This is a genomic window from Okibacterium sp. HSC-33S16 (genome assembly GCF_024171565.1).
Lineage (GTDB): Bacteria > Actinomycetota > Actinomycetes > Actinomycetales > Microbacteriaceae > Mycetocola_A.
Map to the genome: position 1 here is coordinate 42,388 of NZ_JALJZZ010000003.1, position 14,742 is coordinate 57,129.

Annotated in this window: 12 protein-coding genes; 6 read left to right on the forward strand and 6 right to left on the reverse strand. The window is 66.7% G+C overall.

Annotated features, from left to right (window positions below; translation table 11 throughout):
* Positions 1-18 precede the first annotated feature (18 nt).
* Both L1277_RS08585 and L1277_RS08590 read right to left on the reverse strand, forming a co-directional pair.
* On the reverse strand, positions 19-843 hold the full coding sequence (locus L1277_RS08585) for a hypothetical protein (RefSeq protein WP_253375964.1): 825 nt from the start codon (positions 841-843) through the stop codon (positions 19-21).
* 265 nt (positions 844-1,108) lie between these two features.
* The gene (locus L1277_RS08590; RefSeq protein ID WP_253375965.1) at positions 1,109-2,053 is read right to left on the reverse strand and encodes a nucleoside hydrolase; all 945 of its coding nucleotides are present in this window, start codon (positions 2,051-2,053) and stop codon (positions 1,109-1,111) included.
* A gap of 73 nt (positions 2,054-2,126) precedes the next feature.
* Between L1277_RS08590 and L1277_RS08595 the strand changes: the two genes are divergently transcribed.
* From L1277_RS08595 to L1277_RS08605, 3 genes are all read left to right on the forward strand, one after another.
* Complete coding sequence (locus L1277_RS08595) at positions 2,127-3,248, forward strand: adenosine deaminase (protein WP_253375966.1); 1,122 nt, start codon at positions 2,127-2,129, stop codon at positions 3,246-3,248.
* Positions 3,249-3,356: 108 nt separating this feature from the next.
* A complete protein-coding gene (locus L1277_RS08600; RefSeq protein WP_253375967.1) occupies positions 3,357-3,815 on the forward strand; it encodes a PTS sugar transporter subunit IIA in 459 nt (152 codons plus the stop codon).
* Positions 3,812-4,084 carry a PTS sugar transporter subunit IIB gene (locus L1277_RS08605; protein ID WP_253375968.1) on the forward strand — a complete coding sequence of 91 codons (273 nt, stop codon included), beginning with the start codon at positions 3,812-3,814 and terminating at the stop codon, positions 4,082-4,084. Before L1277_RS08600 ends, L1277_RS08605 begins: the two co-directional genes overlap by 4 nt.
* Positions 4,085-4,117: 33 nt before the next feature.
* On the opposite strand, the gene L1277_RS08610 is transcribed toward L1277_RS08605, so the two are convergent.
* Together L1277_RS08610 and L1277_RS08615 are read right to left on the reverse strand one after the other, a co-directional pair.
* The gene (locus L1277_RS08610; protein ID WP_253375969.1) at positions 4,118-5,827 is read right to left on the reverse strand and encodes a phospho-sugar mutase; all 1,710 of its coding nucleotides are present in this window, start codon (positions 5,825-5,827) and stop codon (positions 4,118-4,120) included.
* Complete coding sequence (locus L1277_RS08615) at positions 5,827-6,660, reverse strand: purine-nucleoside phosphorylase (RefSeq protein ID WP_253375970.1); 834 nt, start codon at positions 6,658-6,660, stop codon at positions 5,827-5,829. Before L1277_RS08615 ends, L1277_RS08610 begins: the two co-directional genes overlap by 1 nt.
* A 162-nt stretch (positions 6,661-6,822) precedes the next feature.
* Between L1277_RS08615 and L1277_RS08620 the strand changes: the two genes are divergently transcribed.
* Both L1277_RS08620 and L1277_RS08625 read left to right on the forward strand, forming a co-directional pair.
* Positions 6,823-8,259: an NAD(P)H-quinone dehydrogenase gene (locus L1277_RS08620; RefSeq protein ID WP_253375971.1), complete on the forward strand. Its 1,437-nt coding sequence runs from the start codon at positions 6,823-6,825 to the stop codon at positions 8,257-8,259.
* Positions 8,260-8,283: 24 nt separating this feature from the next.
* Positions 8,284-10,155 (forward strand): lipase family protein, encoded by a 1,872-nt coding sequence (locus L1277_RS08625; protein ID WP_253375972.1) that lies wholly within the window; start codon positions 8,284-8,286, stop codon positions 10,153-10,155.
* Positions 10,156-10,813: 658 nt separating this feature from the next.
* Here L1277_RS08625 and L1277_RS08630 read toward each other — a convergent pair.
* Positions 10,814-12,580, reverse strand: coding sequence for a biotin carboxylase N-terminal domain-containing protein (locus tag L1277_RS08630; RefSeq protein WP_253375973.1), 1,767 nt, complete (start codon positions 12,578-12,580; stop codon positions 10,814-10,816).
* Between the two features lie 161 nt (positions 12,581-12,741).
* The gene (locus L1277_RS08635) at positions 12,742-13,440 is read right to left on the reverse strand and encodes a nucleoside triphosphate pyrophosphatase (protein WP_253375974.1); all 699 of its coding nucleotides are present in this window, start codon (positions 13,438-13,440) and stop codon (positions 12,742-12,744) included.
* Between the two features lie 14 nt (positions 13,441-13,454).
* On the opposite strand from L1277_RS08635, the gene L1277_RS08640 reads away from it, so the two are divergent.
* Positions 13,455-14,726 carry a class I SAM-dependent RNA methyltransferase gene (locus L1277_RS08640; protein WP_253375975.1) on the forward strand — a complete coding sequence of 424 codons (1,272 nt, stop codon included), beginning with the start codon at positions 13,455-13,457 and terminating at the stop codon, positions 14,724-14,726.
* The last annotated feature ends 16 nt before the right edge of the window (positions 14,727-14,742 follow it).

The following is a 14,742-nucleotide window of genomic DNA, read 5'->3' on the forward strand; positions in this document are numbered from 1 at the left end:
CGAACCGGCGAACGACCCTTAACGACGCCTCGAACCCGCCGAGCCACCCGCGCTCGGTATGGACGGCGGCCCGGGCCATCCGCGCATACGGAATCGACGCTCGGTCCGAACGATGACATTGTCCAGGTCGACAAGGTCATCGCCGGTGAAGTACACCATGCTCCAGTTCTCGTCGACGGCATCGTTCCCTCGCCGCACGTCGTTGCGCCACTGCCGACGGTCCGTTCGGTGGTGGTCCCCCTGATATTCGAGCCCAATCAGATACTCCGGATAGGCAAGATCGATCTCGATATTCCGTCCACTGATCTCGAGACGAACCCCATAGTTAGGTTCTGGATTCGGCAAGTGACTCGCCACGAGCGCGAGCCGAACCAAAGTCTCGGGCCGAGACCGCGAGCGATCGCTGAGCGCCTCGAGTGCGGCTCGCATCCGTACGCGTCCCCGCTGCGACGGGTACTGCGCGACGGTCTCGCGCAACCGCTCCCGGGTCGTCGCCGGGTTCTTGTGCCAGAGCAGGCTGTCCCCAGCCGCCACGAGATCCGCAAACCCCAGAATCGACGCCAGATCGCACCAGGTGCGCTCGACGTTCGTGACATAAATTCCCTGCAGCGCTACGGTGTCGTCGATCCGGAGGGTCGCACTGTGCCCAATCGTGCCCATCGCTCGGGTAGCGCGGGCCGACGGCTCGAACATCACGTGCAGCGGACCCGACTCCAGTGTCTCGGGCAACGGCATCCCATGCAGCAGCGCGGCGGTGGCGTGGCTGAACGCGTGTGGCCGGGCCGTGCGGCTCGAGAAGGCCACACATCGGTCGAGCAGGGTGACGCTAACCCCCGGGGCCATCCGCGCTCCACGGAATGGTCGATAGAACTCAGCATTGCGCAATTGCCCGCGCGACAGACCATTCGAGTACGCATCTTTCACCGAGAACGAGCGGGGCAAATTCTGAGGGAGCGGTCGCCGAAACGTCATCATCCCACTCTGCTCACCCGCAAACGCGAGCGATCCGCTCCTCGCAATCCGCGGAGAACATCAGCGTCACCCGCCTCTGTGGAGTACGACGAGCGGATGTCACGGCGCAGCCAGCCGACCTCGTCGCCCTCGCACCCTACGCCGGGTCGCCGATCCACTCGAGAGCATCGACGATGAGGTCCCAAAAACGGTCGACGTCGAGGTCGATCGCGGCTTGGGTGCTGCAGTCAGCGGGTGCCGGCGCCCGGAAGTCCGCGACCGTCATGCCGAGCGTGAGCGATCCGCGGAGCTCAACGTCGATGGGCATCCGCTGCACGGTCATAATGCTCGGGTCGATGACATAGGCGACGGCGCACGGGTCGTGCACCGGAGGAGCGTCGAACCCCTGAGCCTCTCGGTAGGTGTGCCCGAAGAACTCGAGCAGCTCGCCGACGAACCGGGCGGGGGCCGTTCCGACGGCAGCGATGCGCTCGGCCACTTCAGGCGTTGCGAGCGCCTGGTGGGTGAGGTTGAGCCCCACCATCGTCACGGGCCAGCTCTCGTTGAAGACGATGTGCGCGGCCTCCGGGTCGATCACGATGTTGAACTCCGCAGTAGCCGACCAGTTGCCGGTGGCCACTCCGCCGCCCATCAGCACGACCTCCTTCACCCGCGACACAATCCGCGGCTCCTTCCGCGCAGCGAGCGCGATGTTGGTCAGCGCACCGGTCGGCACGAGCGTGATGCTGCCGGGCTCAGCGGCCATCACCGTGTCGATGATGAGGTCGACCGCGTGCCGGTCGTCGAGTTGCAGAACGGGCTCGGGCAGAACCGGCCCGTCGAGCCCGGATTCACCGTGAATCGTCGGTGCCGTCTCGATCGGCCGCACGAGCGGACGCACGCACCCGGCCGCGAACGGCACACCGGTGATGCCGGCGACCCGGGCCACCGAGAGCGCGTTCCGGGTGACCTTCTCGAGCGTCTGGTTACCCATCACCGTTGTCACCGCAACGAGGTCAATGTCCGGATTCCCGTGCGCGAGCAGCAGCGCGATCGCATCGTCATGGCCGGGGTCACAGTCGAGGATGATCTTCTGGGGCATGTCCCCAGCCTAAGCGCGTGTGCCCGGCCGAATCCGCCCTGTCCCAGGTCCGCTGGCGCGGTAGTCTGGTCGGGTGAATTCAGCCAACGAGTACCAGCTTCCGCACGGCGTCGACATCGCGAGCCTCCCCAAAGTTTCGCTCCACGATCACCTCGATGGAGGCGTGCGTCCGCAAACCATTATTGAACTTGCGGATGCCATCGGTTACGACGTTCCCGAGTCGAACGCTGACCGCCTGGCTGAGTGGTTCCTCACCCAATGCGATGCAGGCAACCTCGTCGACTACCTCAAGACCTTCGACCTCTCAACGGCCGTCATGCAGACGACAGAGGGACTCACCCGCATCGCGCGCGAGTTCGTTGAGGACCTCGTCGCCGACGGCGTCGTCTACGGCGAGATTCGCTGGGCTCCCGAACAGCATCTCACCCGGGGGCTCAGCCTCGACCAGACCGTCGAAGCCGTGCAGGACGGTATCGACCAGGCCATCGACGACGCCGAGCGGGCGGGCACCTCGATCCAGGTCGGCCAGCTCATCACAGCCATGCGTCACGCCGACCGCGGGCTCGAGATCGCCGAGCTCGCCGTTCGCCACCGCGACCGCGGCGTCGTCGGGTTTGACATCGCCGGCGCCGAAGCCGGCTTCCCAGCCAGCCGCCACCGCCTGGCCTTCGACTTCCTGGCCAAGGAGCACTTCCCGGTCACCGTGCACGCCGGCGAAGCCGACGGCCTCGACTCGATCGACAGCGCCCTCTTCGACGGTCGCGCCCTCCGGCTCGGCCACGGCGTCCGCCTCGCCGAAGACATCACGATCGAGCGCAGCGACGACGAGGGCATCTACGTCTCGCTCGGCCCGATCGCCCAGTGGGTCAAGGACCGGGAAATCGCCCTCGAGCTCAGCCCCTCGTCCAACCTGCAGACCGGCGCCATCGCCCAGTGGGGCACCGGCCTCGTCGACCACCCGTTCGACCTGCTCTACCAGCTCGGCTTCCGCAACACCATCAACGTCGACAACCGCACCATGAGCGGAACGAGCCTCACCCGTGAGATCAGCCTGCTGACGGATGCTTTCGCTTACGATCTCGACGACCTCGAGGTGTTCCAGCAGAACGCGGCAGCAGCAGCCTTCCTCCCGCTCGAAGACCGTGAGGAACTCGCCGAGATCATCTCAGCGGGTTTCGAGTCGGCGCGAGGCTGAGCGACACCCAATTAGTCAGGCTCCGCTCGCACCCGTTTTTTCAGGTAGTGCGAGTAGCCTGACACTGGTCTTGATCGAACTCCCACCCGCTGAACAAACGAGCTCACGATGACACTGCCCCCACTGCCCAACTCCGCAATCGCCCTCGGTCAAAGCGCTGCAGACTGGCGCGAGGCGATTCGGCTTGCCGGTGCGGCCCTGGTGGACAGCGGAGTGGCCGACGCGAGCTACACCGACCGCATGGTCGACGTGATCGAGGAGTTCGGCGCGTACATTGTGATCGCGCCCGGGCTCGCGCTCGCGCACGCTCGTCCCGGTAATGACGTGCACCGTGAAGGGCTCGCGGTTGTGACACTCGCCACCCCGGTGCCGTTCGGGCACCCGCACAACGACCCGGTGAGCGTCATCCTCGGCCTCGCGGTCACCACTCCCGAGAGCCACGTCACCAGTGTCGCGGCCCTCGCCAACGTGTTCAATGACGCCTCGGCGATCCCGGCGGTCGCCGCTGCCACCACCCCCGACGCCGTGCGCGCCGTTCTCGGCGCAACCGAGGAGGCTGCCGCGTGAAAATTGTTGCCATCTGTGGAGCCGGCGTCGGTACGTCGGGCATCCTCAAGGTGAATGCCGAGCGGGTTCTCGACCGACTGGGGATCGATGCGGAGGTGACGGCATCCGATGTTGCCAGCATTGCCACGTCAGCCGCGCAGGCGCAAGTCATCCTCACCTCACCCGAGCTCGTCGACAAAATCGGCAAGACGTTCGCCGACATCGTCGTGATCGAGAACTACTTTGATCTTGAGGAGCTCGAGCGAAAGCTCGACAAGGCGCTCGGTTAGAGCACCCCGCCGAGCTCTCGCCCGGTTCGGTAGTTAGGCGGTTGCGCGTTTCGCGATCGCGGCCAGGTCGTCCTTGATCGCTGCCAGAACGACGGATGCTTCGGCGCGCTTCTCGGTCGGACGCTGCACGTCGAGGTAGAACTTAATCTTCGGCTCGGTACCACTCGGCCGGGCCATCACGCGTGAACCGTCGGCGAGCAGGAACCGGAGTGCATCGGTGGGCGGGAGCTCACCGAACCCGTCGGAGAGGTCATCGATCTCGTCGACCTTCACGCCGCCGAGCTCCTGCAGCGGTTCGGCGCGGAGCTGAGCCATAATCGTCGCGATGTCGCTGAGGTCGGTGACCCGGAGCGAGAGCTGGTCGCTCGCGAAGTACCCGAACTTCTCGGCGAACGCCTCGAGCGCACGTTCAACCGTGACGCCCTGGTCTTTCAGGAAGCAGACCATCGAGAGGAAGTCGATCGCCGCCGAGATACCGTCCTTGTCCCGCACCGTTGTCGGGTTAACGAGGTAGCCGAGGGCCTCCTCGTAACCAAACAGCAGGTTCGGAACGCGGGAGACCCACTTGAAGCCGGTGAGGGTCTCGACGAAGTCGAGGTCGTAGGCCTCGGCCACAGCGGCCAACGCGGGGGAGGAGACGATCGAGCAGGCGAGGGCGCCGCCCAGGGTGGGCTGCTCGGCGTTGTTCACGGCGGCGCGCCAGCCGAGGAGCCAGCCCACCTCGTTGCCGGAGAGCTGGCGGTAGCCCTCGGCCTTCGAGGCATCGGGGATTGCTATCGAGAGCCGGTCGGCGTCGGGGTCGTTGGCGATGATGAGTTCCGCGCCCGCCTCCCGAGCCGTCGCGTAGGCGAGGTCGAGCGCGCCCGGTTCCTCGGGGTTCGGGAACGACACGGTCGGGAACGCCGCGTCGGGGAACTGCTGCTCGGTGACCGGGGTGATCGTCGTGAGGCCCGCCTCAGCGGCGACGCGGGAGAAAGTCTCCCAACCGACGCCGTGCATCGCCGTGTAGACGACGTTGAGCTCGACCGGCTTTGCGGTCATCACACGGGCGGTCTCCCGAACGTAGGCGTCGAGGACGTCGTCGCCCGCGGTCTCGAAGGCGTCACTCCGCGGCAGCTCGAGCACGTTTCGCTCGGCAGCCACCCGGGTGATGTGCGCGGCGATGTCGGCGTCGGAGGGCGACACGATCTGCGAGCCCTGATCGTCGCCACCGAGGTACACCTTGTAGCCGTTGTCTGCGGGTGGGTTGTGGCTTGCCGTCACCATGACACCGGCCGACACATCGAGGTGCCGAACGGCGAACGCGAGGACCGGCGTCGGCAGCAGGCGGGGGAGCAGCACGGCGCGCACACCGGCGCCGGCCATGATCTCGGCGGTGTCGCGGGCGAACACGCTCGAGTTCTTCCGACCGTCGTAGCCGATGACGATGCTCGGGTTCGGGTCACGCTCGAGCAGGTAGGCGGCGAGCCCGGCGGCGGCCTGCGAGACCAGCACCCGGTTCATTCGGGCCGACCCGGCTTCGATTCGGCCGCGGAGTCCGGCCGTGCCGAAGGCGAGCCGGGTGTCGAACCGGTCGTGCAGGTAGGCGACGGCGTCGGCCGAGCCGGCGTTAACGGCGGCGAGCAGGGCCTCGATCTCGGCGCGGGTCTCGGCGTCGGGGTCCTGCGCGAGCCAGGCACGTGCGGTGGTGATGACGTCCTGATTTTCGGTGCCCGTGGCATCCGTTGTTTCGATATCGGCCATCAGATCGCCGCCACAATGCTCGCGAGCAGGCCGGAGATGCGGTGCTCGGCTGCGCGGCCGGCCTCGATCACTTCTTCGTGGCTGAGCGGCGTCTTCTGAATGCCGGCGGCCAGGTTGGTGATGAGCGACATGCCGAGGATCTCCATGCCGGCCTGGCGGGCGGCGATGGCCTCAAGCGCGGTCGACATTCCGACGATGTGGCCGCCGAGAGTCTTCGCCATCTGCACCTCGGCCGGCGTCTCGTAGTGTGGACCGCGGAATTGGCAGTACACGCCCTCGTCGAGGTCAGCGTCGACCGTGCGGGCAACGTCGCGCAGGCGGCTGGAGTAGAGGTCGGTGAGGTCGACGAAGGTCGCGCCCTCGAGCGGGGAGTCGGCGGTGAGGTTGATGTGGTCGCTGATCAGCACGGGGGTTCCTGGTGACCAGGTCTCCTTGATGCCGCCGGCGCCGTTGGTGAGGATCATGGTGCTCGCGCCGGTCGCCGCAGCGGTACGTACGCTGTGCACGACCCGGCGAACGCCGTGTCCTTCGTAGTAGTGGGTGCGGGCGCCGATGACGAGCGCGCGCTTGCCGTTTTCGAGCAGGATGGAGCGGAGCGTTCCGACGTGGCCGTCGAGTGCGGGCTTCGAGAACCCGGTGATCTCGTCGGCGGGAATGGTGGCGATCGTCTCGCCGAGCAGGTCGGCGGCCTTGCCCCAGCCGGAGCCCAGGGTGAGGGCGATGTCGTGCTGGGCGAAGCCCGTCGCTGCGGCGATTTCCGCGGCGGCCGTTGCTGCGACGTCGAAGGGGTTCGCGCTCGGGTCGTCGAGCGGGTTCACTGTGGATTCTGACATTCCGCCATCCTATTCGCCGCCACACTTTTCGACCGATATTCCAACGGATGCGTCGCGCCAGCCCACGGCTGAGCGCGCGTGAGCGAGAGGGGTGCGTTTTGGCGCGTTGCGCCGGTGTGTGACGGTTTTGGCTGAGCTCTCCTCACCTGAGAGAATGGAGTAATGACCTACGAGTTCGAGCGCAAACACCGGATCGCTGTACTCGGAGGCGGACCAGGCGGGTATGACGCCGCGATGGCCGGAGCCCAGCTCGGCGCCGAGGTCACCCTCATCGAACGCCAGGGTGTCGGCGGCGCAGCGGTGATCACCGACGTCGTTCCGTCGAAGAGCCTCATCGCTACGGCCGAGGCGACGAACGCCGTGCGCAGCGCACCCGAACTCGGTGTGCAGTTCTTCAACCGCAACGACGCGGGCAAGGCCGTGAAGCCTGAAGTCACCGTCAACCTCGCGGCCGTGAACAAGAGGCTGTTGAGCCTCGCTCGGCAGCAGTCAGAAGACATGCGTGCCAACCTCGAGCACGCCGGGGTGCGCATCGTCCAGGGCGACGGTCGCCTCGACGGGCGTGACGCCGTGATCGTCTCCACCGAGGGCGGCGGCCGGGGCACCGACTTCGACCGCATCGAGGCCGACACCATCGTGATCTCCGTGGGGGGGAGCCCCCGCGAACTGCCATCCGCTCGGCCCGACGGCGAGCGGATCCTCAGCTGGACCCAGCTCTACAACCTCAAATCCAACCCCGAGCACCTCATCGTGGTCGGTTCGGGCGTCACCGGTGCCGAGTTCGCCTCGGCCTACCGGGCGCTCGGCTCCGAGGTCACCCTCATCTCGAGCCGTGACCAGGTGCTGCCGGGCGAGGACGTCGATGCCGCGGCCGTGATCGAGAAGGTCTTCAAGCGCAACGGCATGACTGTGCTCAACAAGTCCCGCGCGCAGAGCGTCGTGCGCACGGAGACCGGTGTGCTCGTCACCCTGTCCGACGGCCGTACCGTTGAGGGCAGCCACTGCCTCATGGCGGTCGGTGCCGTTCCCAACACGGCCGGCATCGGCCTCGAAGAGGCCGGTGTGCAGATGACCGAGTCCGGGCACATTCGGGTGAACCGGGTGGCTCGCACCTCGATACCGAACATTTACGCGGCCGGAGATTGCACGAATTTCATGCCACTGGCATCCGTCGCGTCAATGCAGGGTCGCGCAGCCATCTTCCACGCGATGGGCGATGCCGTGAACCCCACCGAACTGCGCAACGTGGCCGCCAACATCTTCACGCAGCCCGAGATCGCCACGGTCGGCTGGACGCAGAAGCAGATCGAAGAGGGCATAGCTCAGGGTGAGATCTACAAGCTGCCGCTCTCGCGCAACCCGCGCGCGAAGATGCAGGGCATCAAGGACGGCTTCGTCAAACTCTTCGCACGCACCGGGTCCGGCACGGTCATCGGTGGAGTGATTGTGGCGCCGAAGGCCAGTGAGCTCATCTTCCCCCTCGCCCTCGCGGTTGAGCACCGGCTCACCGTCGACGAGGTCGCGCGCGCGTTTGCGGTGTACCCGTCACTGTCGGGCAGCATCACTGATGCTGCAAAGGCCATGCACATCGTCCACTAATTTTCACGACGTCGATGTCTCGTGATGGCTAGTCGCCAGGATTTCGCTCGGCGGGTGACCGCTCGGGTTCCCGCTCGATGGCGCGGCTGGCACCTCAGCGCGTTGCCGCGGCTGCTTGCCTCTGCGCCGCCCGCCGTGATCCTCATCGTCGGTCTGGCCGTGGCTGTCCTCGGGGCACTCATCGTGTTACGGCCGCTCACCTCGTTGTTCCTGCTCGGGCTCTACGTCGGCATCAGCGCCGTGGTGTCCGGCATCGCCACATTGCTCGCCGACGGCTGGCCACCCCGGTGGTGGCGGTGGCCGCTCGCCGTGCTGTGGGTGCTCGGCGGCGTGGTTGTGCTGGTCTGGCTTGGCCGCAGCCTCGAGTTGTTGCCGAGGGCGCTCGCGCTGCTGCTCCTCGTCGGCGGCCTAGCCTCCTTCGGTGACGCGGTGTCTCGGGGCCGGATCACGCAGCGGGTGCTCGCGGCCTGCTGGGGTGGCGCCCAAATGGTCTTCGGGTTCCTGTCCCTGAGCTGGCCGGATGCCACCCTGCTGGTGGTCGCGGTCGTCTTTGGCGTGCGCACAATTGGGTTCGGAGCCGCGTTGCTGGTCCGCGGTGGCCGAGAATGGGCGCGGGCGGCCAGCCCGGAAGCTTTGCCAGTACCGTCGCCGAAGGTCGACCGCCGGCGAACCCTGCTGGCCGACTGTGGCCGCGGGGTCCTCGCGCTCGTCCTCGTCATCACGGCCTCGGCGGGCTGGTGGGTCAACGACTGGCTCTCTGGCGGTGCGATCGTCGTCGACGCGTTCTACTACCCGCCGTCCAACGTCCCGGATGGTCACGGTAGGCTCATCCGCTCAGACAACTACGCCGGTGAAATTCCCGAGGGCGGGACGGTGCAACGAATCCTGTATACGACGCGGGACGCCAACGGCGGGGATGCGGTTGCGAGCGGTCTGGTCATTCGTCCCACCGATCCGCCACCGGGTCCCCGGCCGGTCGTGATCTGGAATCACGGCACCACGGGTGTCGCGCAAGCCTGCGCCCCGAGCCTGCGGAGGAAAGCGGCAACCGAGTGGGACATCCCGGCCGTGGAAGAAGCGCTCGATCGTGGATGGGTCGTTGTTGCGTCCGACTATTCCGGTCAGGGTGCGCCCGGGAAGTTCCCCTATTTGATCGGCCGCGGTGAAGCGCGATCGTCGTTGGACGCGGTGCTGGCAGCGGGCGAACTTGAGGACCTTGTGCTGTCGCCAGACACGCTCGTATGGGGTCACTCCCAAGGCGGTCATGCCGCGTTGTGGACGACGCAGATTGCCGAGGAGTACACGCCGGGACTAACGATTCTTGGGACGGCTGCTCTGGCGCCTGCGGCCGACCCGTATGCGCTCGGCGAAGAGTTCACCCGGGGCTCCGCCTCCCCGCAACTGACATTGCTGATCTCCTGGGTCCTTGTGCCGTACTCGGAGACCTACGCAGAGATCGACCTGCGTGAGCATGTCGCGACCAGCGGTCGATTGCTCGTGCGCGAGATGACGCAGCGGTGTCCGACCGAGCCGGGGGTGCTGGTGTCAGTGTTCACCGCGCTCGGTGTGGAGGTCGACCGACCGCTGTATGTCGGTGATCTCACCGATGGAGCGTTGGGTCGTCGATTGCAGGAGAACGCGGCCACCGGCCCGTTCGGCACACCGCTGTTCGTGGCATGGGGTGCTGAGGATGAGGTGCTGCCCACCTCGTTGCAGCGGGACTTCGTCGCCCAGCAGTGCGCGAATGGCGAACGGGTGCGGTGGGCGGAATATCCCGGCTACGGTCACCTGCGCATCCTGCAACCGAAGTCGAAGTTCCTCCCTGAACTCATCGATTGGTCGGATGCGCTTCTCGACCGCGACAACAGTGAGCCGCTGGACGACTGCGTCCGCTGACAGCTGGCGTCGAAGCCCGCTGCTCACGCTCAATGCTGGGCTCTGCGCTTCGGGCGAGACATGTCCCTCGCCACTGCCAACGTCTCGGGGCGAAAAGCGCGGTTATCGCTCGGCCCCAACTGGCGCTGCGTCCCATTGCTTAGCTTGTTTCGGTGGACCCCATGGTTGCTCGGGCAGGTACGGCGGTGCGGCCTATTCCTCGGCCAGTTATGGCTGTTCGCGCTGTTGCTCGGCCAGTAACGGTCGCCCCATCGTTGCTCGGGCATTTCGGGCTGGACTTTGAGCAAAAACTCGACCCAAAATGACCGAGCAATTGGGCGACTGACCGTTTGTGGCCGAGGAGGTCGATTTGACTGACCGGTTCTGACCGAGCAATGGGCGTCTCGCCGTTTGTGTCCGAGCAAATCGGGGGCGAACGACCGGTTCTGCCCGAGCAATCGGGTGTTCCGCCGTTTCCGTCCGAGCAAATCTGAGCCAACGACCGTTTGTGTCTGACCAACGAGACTCCGACCGTCGTGCTGGACGACTGCGGAGGAAAGCGACCGGTTCTGTCTGAATAACACGGTGGGGAGTCTCGCCGTGGAGCCCCATCGGTGAACGACAGAAGCCGGCCCGCCCCCTGGGCGGAACCGGCTTCTGCGAATGTGTGTATGTATATCTACGCGTCGGTGATCGTCAGCAGCTGGTGTCCACTCGACACCGTCGTGCCAACCGTCGCACTGATGTCGCCGATCGTGCCATCCTTGTGCGCCGTAATCGGCTGCTCCATCTTCATGGCCTCGAGCACAACGACGAGGTCACCCTTGACGACGCGCTGGCCGGCCTCCACCGCGAGCTTGATCACCGTAGCCTGCATGGGCGAGGCCACCGAGTCACCGGTCGCGCTTGACACCGCGCCGCTGCCGCCGTGCCGACGCGGCGCGGCGGTGAGCTGGCGGCTCCCGGCCGCGGCGGGGAGGAGGCTCGTCGGCAGGCTGACCTCGATGCGCTTGCCCTCGACCTCGACGACAACACTGTGGCGATTCATCGTCGGCTTGGGAGCGTCGGCTTCACCGTTCCACGGCTCGATGTCGTTGACGAACTCGGTCTCGATCCAGCGGGTGTAGACGCCGAAGGTGCCATCCTCGGCCGTGAACGCCGGGTCGCGCACGATCTTGCGGTGGAACGGGATGACGGTGGGGAGGCCGGCGACCTCGAACTCATCAAGGGCGCGACGCGAGCGCTCGAGCGCTTCGGTGCGGTCTTTGCCGGTGACGATGATCTTGCCGAGCAGCGAGTCGAACGCGCCGGAGATCTCGTCGCCAGCCGTGACGCCGGAGTCAAGGCGGATGCCGGGTCCGCCGAACGTCTTGAACACGTGGATCGGTCCCGGCTGCGGCAGGAACCCGCGGCCCGGGTCTTCACCGTTGATGCGGAACTCGAAGGAGTGGCCCTGCGGCTTCGGGTCGTCGTAGTCGAGCGTGCCGCCCTCGGCGAGACGGAACTGCTCGCGCACCAGGTCGATGCCCGTGATCTCCTCGGAGACCGGGTGCTCCACCTGCAGGCGTGTGTTGACTTCGAGGAACGACACCGTGCCGTCCTTGCCGATGAGGAACTCGCAGGTGCCGGCGCCGACGTAGCCAACCTCCTTGAGGATGGCCTTGGACGAGCTGTAGAGCAGCTCAACCTGCTCGTCGCTGAGGAACGGCGCCGGTGCCTCTTCCACGAGCTTCTGGTGCCTACGCTGCAGCGAGCAGTCGCGGGTGGAGACAACAACAACGTTGCCGTGCGCGTCGGCGAGGCACTGGGTCTCGACGTGTCGCGGCTGGTCGAGGTACTTCTCGACGAAGCACTCGCCCCGACCGAACGCCGCAATCGCCTCACGGGTCGCGGACTCGAACGCTTCAGGCACCTCGGACAGTTCACGGGCGACCTTGAGCCCACGACCGCCGCCGCCGAATGCCGCCTTGATGGCGACGGGCAGCCCGTGCTCCTCAACGAACGCGAGCACCTCGTCGGCCCCGGACACCGGGTTGAGCGTTCCGGGGGCGAGCGGGGCGCCGACCTTCTGCGCCACGTGGCGTGCGGAAACCTTGTCGCCGAGCTGTTCGATGGCCTCGGGAGAGGGGCCGATCCAGGTGATGCCGGCGCCGATGACGGCCCGCGCGAAGTCGGCGTTCTCGGCCAGGAAGCCGTAACCGGGGTGGATCGCGTCTGCTCCGGAGCGGCGGGCGAGAGAGAGGATCTTGTCAATGACGAGGTAGGTTTCGGCGCTCGTGGAGCCGCCAAGCGCGTACGCCTCGTCAGCGAGGGTAACGTGCAGGGCGTCCCGGTCCTGGTCGGCGTAGACGGCGACCGAGGCGATCCCACTGTCGCGCGCCGCGCGAATCACTCGAACGGCGATTTCGCCTCTGTTTGCTATGAGAACCTTCGTTATACGCGACACAGTTCCCTAGCCTAGAACCCAACCGGGCGTCCGATTTGGTCGGTGCACACAAAAATGCACGGCAATGCACTGGCGATGCCTACAAAAGTGCGGATTCCTACAAAATCGTCACACAGCATCCGTTCTTGCAAAAAGGCGAGCGGATGCCAGCGCCCGGCCGCCTAGAGAGCGCCCGGTCGGTTCCATAACGACGGCCAGGAATGACCGAGCTCGCGCACCAGGCGTCGCAGCGTCGGCAGCGACAAGCCGACCACCGTCGACGGATCACCCGCGATCGAGTCGATGAACGCGGCACCCAGGCTGTCGATGGTGAACGCGCCGGCGACGAAGAGGGGCTCGCCCGTGGCGATGTAGGCGTCGAGCTCGTCATCGGAGATGTCAGACGCAAAGGTGACGTCGGCGTGCGCGAGGGCTCCGACTGCGCGGGGTTCGGCGCCCGGAGTCTGTTCGATGAGCCAGTGGCCCGAGTAGAGCCGACCGGTGCGACCGCGTTGGGTCTGCCAGCGCTCGCGGGCCACCTCGGGTGTATGCGGCTTGCCATAAATGGTGCAGTCGACCACGAAGACCGAATCGCCGCCGAGGATGAGGCCGTCAAACTCGGGGTGCGCGGTGGCCACAGCTTCGGCCTTGGCGCGGGCGAGGAGTTGTACGGTCTCATCGGCCGAGAGCGGCCCGGCCGTCGAGGCCGCAGCTACGGCGGCGTCCTCGTCGAGCTCGCTCGGCGCGAGCACCGGTTCGATGCCGCTTTGCCGCAACAACATGAGCCGGGCGGGGGAGGTGGATGCGAGGTACAGCTGCAACGAAACTCCAGCGGGGTTGTGTGCCCGACGGGCCCGGATGTGCGGGCCGGCAGCATCCATGGGACGATTCAGGGGTGAATGTACAAACGAACACCCCCGCAGATGTCGAGCTTGAGATAACCAACGTAGCCCACGGTGGTGTGTTCGTGGCCCGGCTCGAGGGCCGGGTCGTTTTCGTCGCAGACACCGTTCCGGGGGAGCGGGTGCGCGCCCGCATTACCGAGAGCTCGAAGAAGAGCTTCTGGCGTGCCGAGACCGTTGAGGTGCTAGACGCGTCGCCGCACCGCCAGTCGCACGTCTGGGCGTCGTCGTCGATCGACGTTGACCCGTCGGACCGCGCCGGTGGTGCCGAGTTCGGCCACATCGAGCTCGGGCACCAGCGTGAGCTCAAGCGCCAGGTGCTCGCCGACGCGCTGCAGCGGTTTGCGGGCGTCGAGAGCGACGTCCAGGTCGAGTCCGCCCCGGGTGACGACGAGCGTGAGGGCCTGGCCTGGCGCACCCGGGTGAGCCTGCACGTCGACGCCGACGGTGTTGTCGGGCCGTACGCGGCCCGGTCGCACCGGGTGATTCCGGTGGGCGACCTTCCGCTCGCGACCGACGCCGTAGCATCCGCTGCCCCTCTCGACCAGCTGTTCCGGGGTGCAGAGTCCGTCGACATCGTCGCGCCGAGCAGCACGGACGGTGCCCGCATCGTGGTGCGCGAGCCCGTGAAAAAGGGCACGAGTGTGGCGCACCGCCGCGACCAGACCATCGTCGAGCGCGTCGGCGACCGCGAGTTCCAGCTCGACGAGGGCGGCTTCTGGCAGGTGCACCGTTCGGCTGCGCAACTGCTGACCGAGGTCGTGCAGTCGACCGTTGACGAGGCGCTCTTCGACCCGCGTGCCGCCAACCTCGACCTCTACGGTGGAGTCGGCCTGCTCGCCGCTGCGATCGGTGACAAGTTCGGCAGTACCACCCGCATCACGAGCGTCGAGTCTTCGTCACGGGCGACCGACCACGCCAGCGAGAACCTCTCCGACTGGATCGGCGCGCAGAGCGTCACCGCTCGGGTGGACGCGTACCTCCGCTCCCTCGTGGCCAACTCGAGCGCTGCCGACCGCAGCCGGCTTGAAGCGGCCACCGTCGTTCTCGACCCGCCCCGCTCGGGCGCCGGCAAGGAGGTCGTGTCGAGCCTCGCCGAGCTCCGGCCGGCCCAGCTCGTCTACGTGGCCTGCGACCCGGTCGCGCTGGCTCGAGACATCGGGCTTTTTGCGCCGCTCGGATACTCGCTGGCCTCGCTGCGGGCGTTCGACCTCTTCCCGCACACCCACCACCTCGAATCGGTGGCCCTGCTCACGCGGGACTAAGCTCAGTTCCAACGCT

Bases quoted from the DNA above. Each gene is read 5' to 3' on its own strand.
- L1277_RS08625 (WP_253375972.1), top strand. From the start codon at position 8,284: ATGGCTAGTCGCCAGGATTTCGCTCGGCGGGTGACCGCTCGGGTTCCC.
- L1277_RS08610 (WP_253375969.1), bottom strand. From the start codon at position 5,827: ATGGCCGATATCGAAACAACGGATGCCACGGGCACCGAAAATCAGGAC.
- L1277_RS08590 (WP_253375965.1), bottom strand. From the start codon at position 2,053: ATGCCCCAGAAGATCATCCTCGACTGTGACCCCGGCCATGACGATGCG.
- L1277_RS08615 (WP_253375970.1), bottom strand. From the start codon at position 6,660: ATGTCAGAATCCACAGTGAACCCGCTCGACGACCCGAGCGCGAACCCC.
- L1277_RS08585 (WP_253375964.1), bottom strand. From the start codon at position 843: ATGGCCCCGGGGGTTAGCGTCACCCTGCTCGACCGATGTGTGGCCTTC.
- L1277_RS08620 (WP_253375971.1), top strand. From the start codon at position 6,823: ATGACCTACGAGTTCGAGCGCAAACACCGGATCGCTGTACTCGGAGGC.
- L1277_RS08600 (WP_253375967.1), top strand. From the start codon at position 3,357: ATGACACTGCCCCCACTGCCCAACTCCGCAATCGCCCTCGGTCAAAGC.
- L1277_RS08635 (WP_253375974.1), bottom strand. From the start codon at position 13,440: ATGGATGCTGCCGGCCCGCACATCCGGGCCCGTCGGGCACACAACCCC.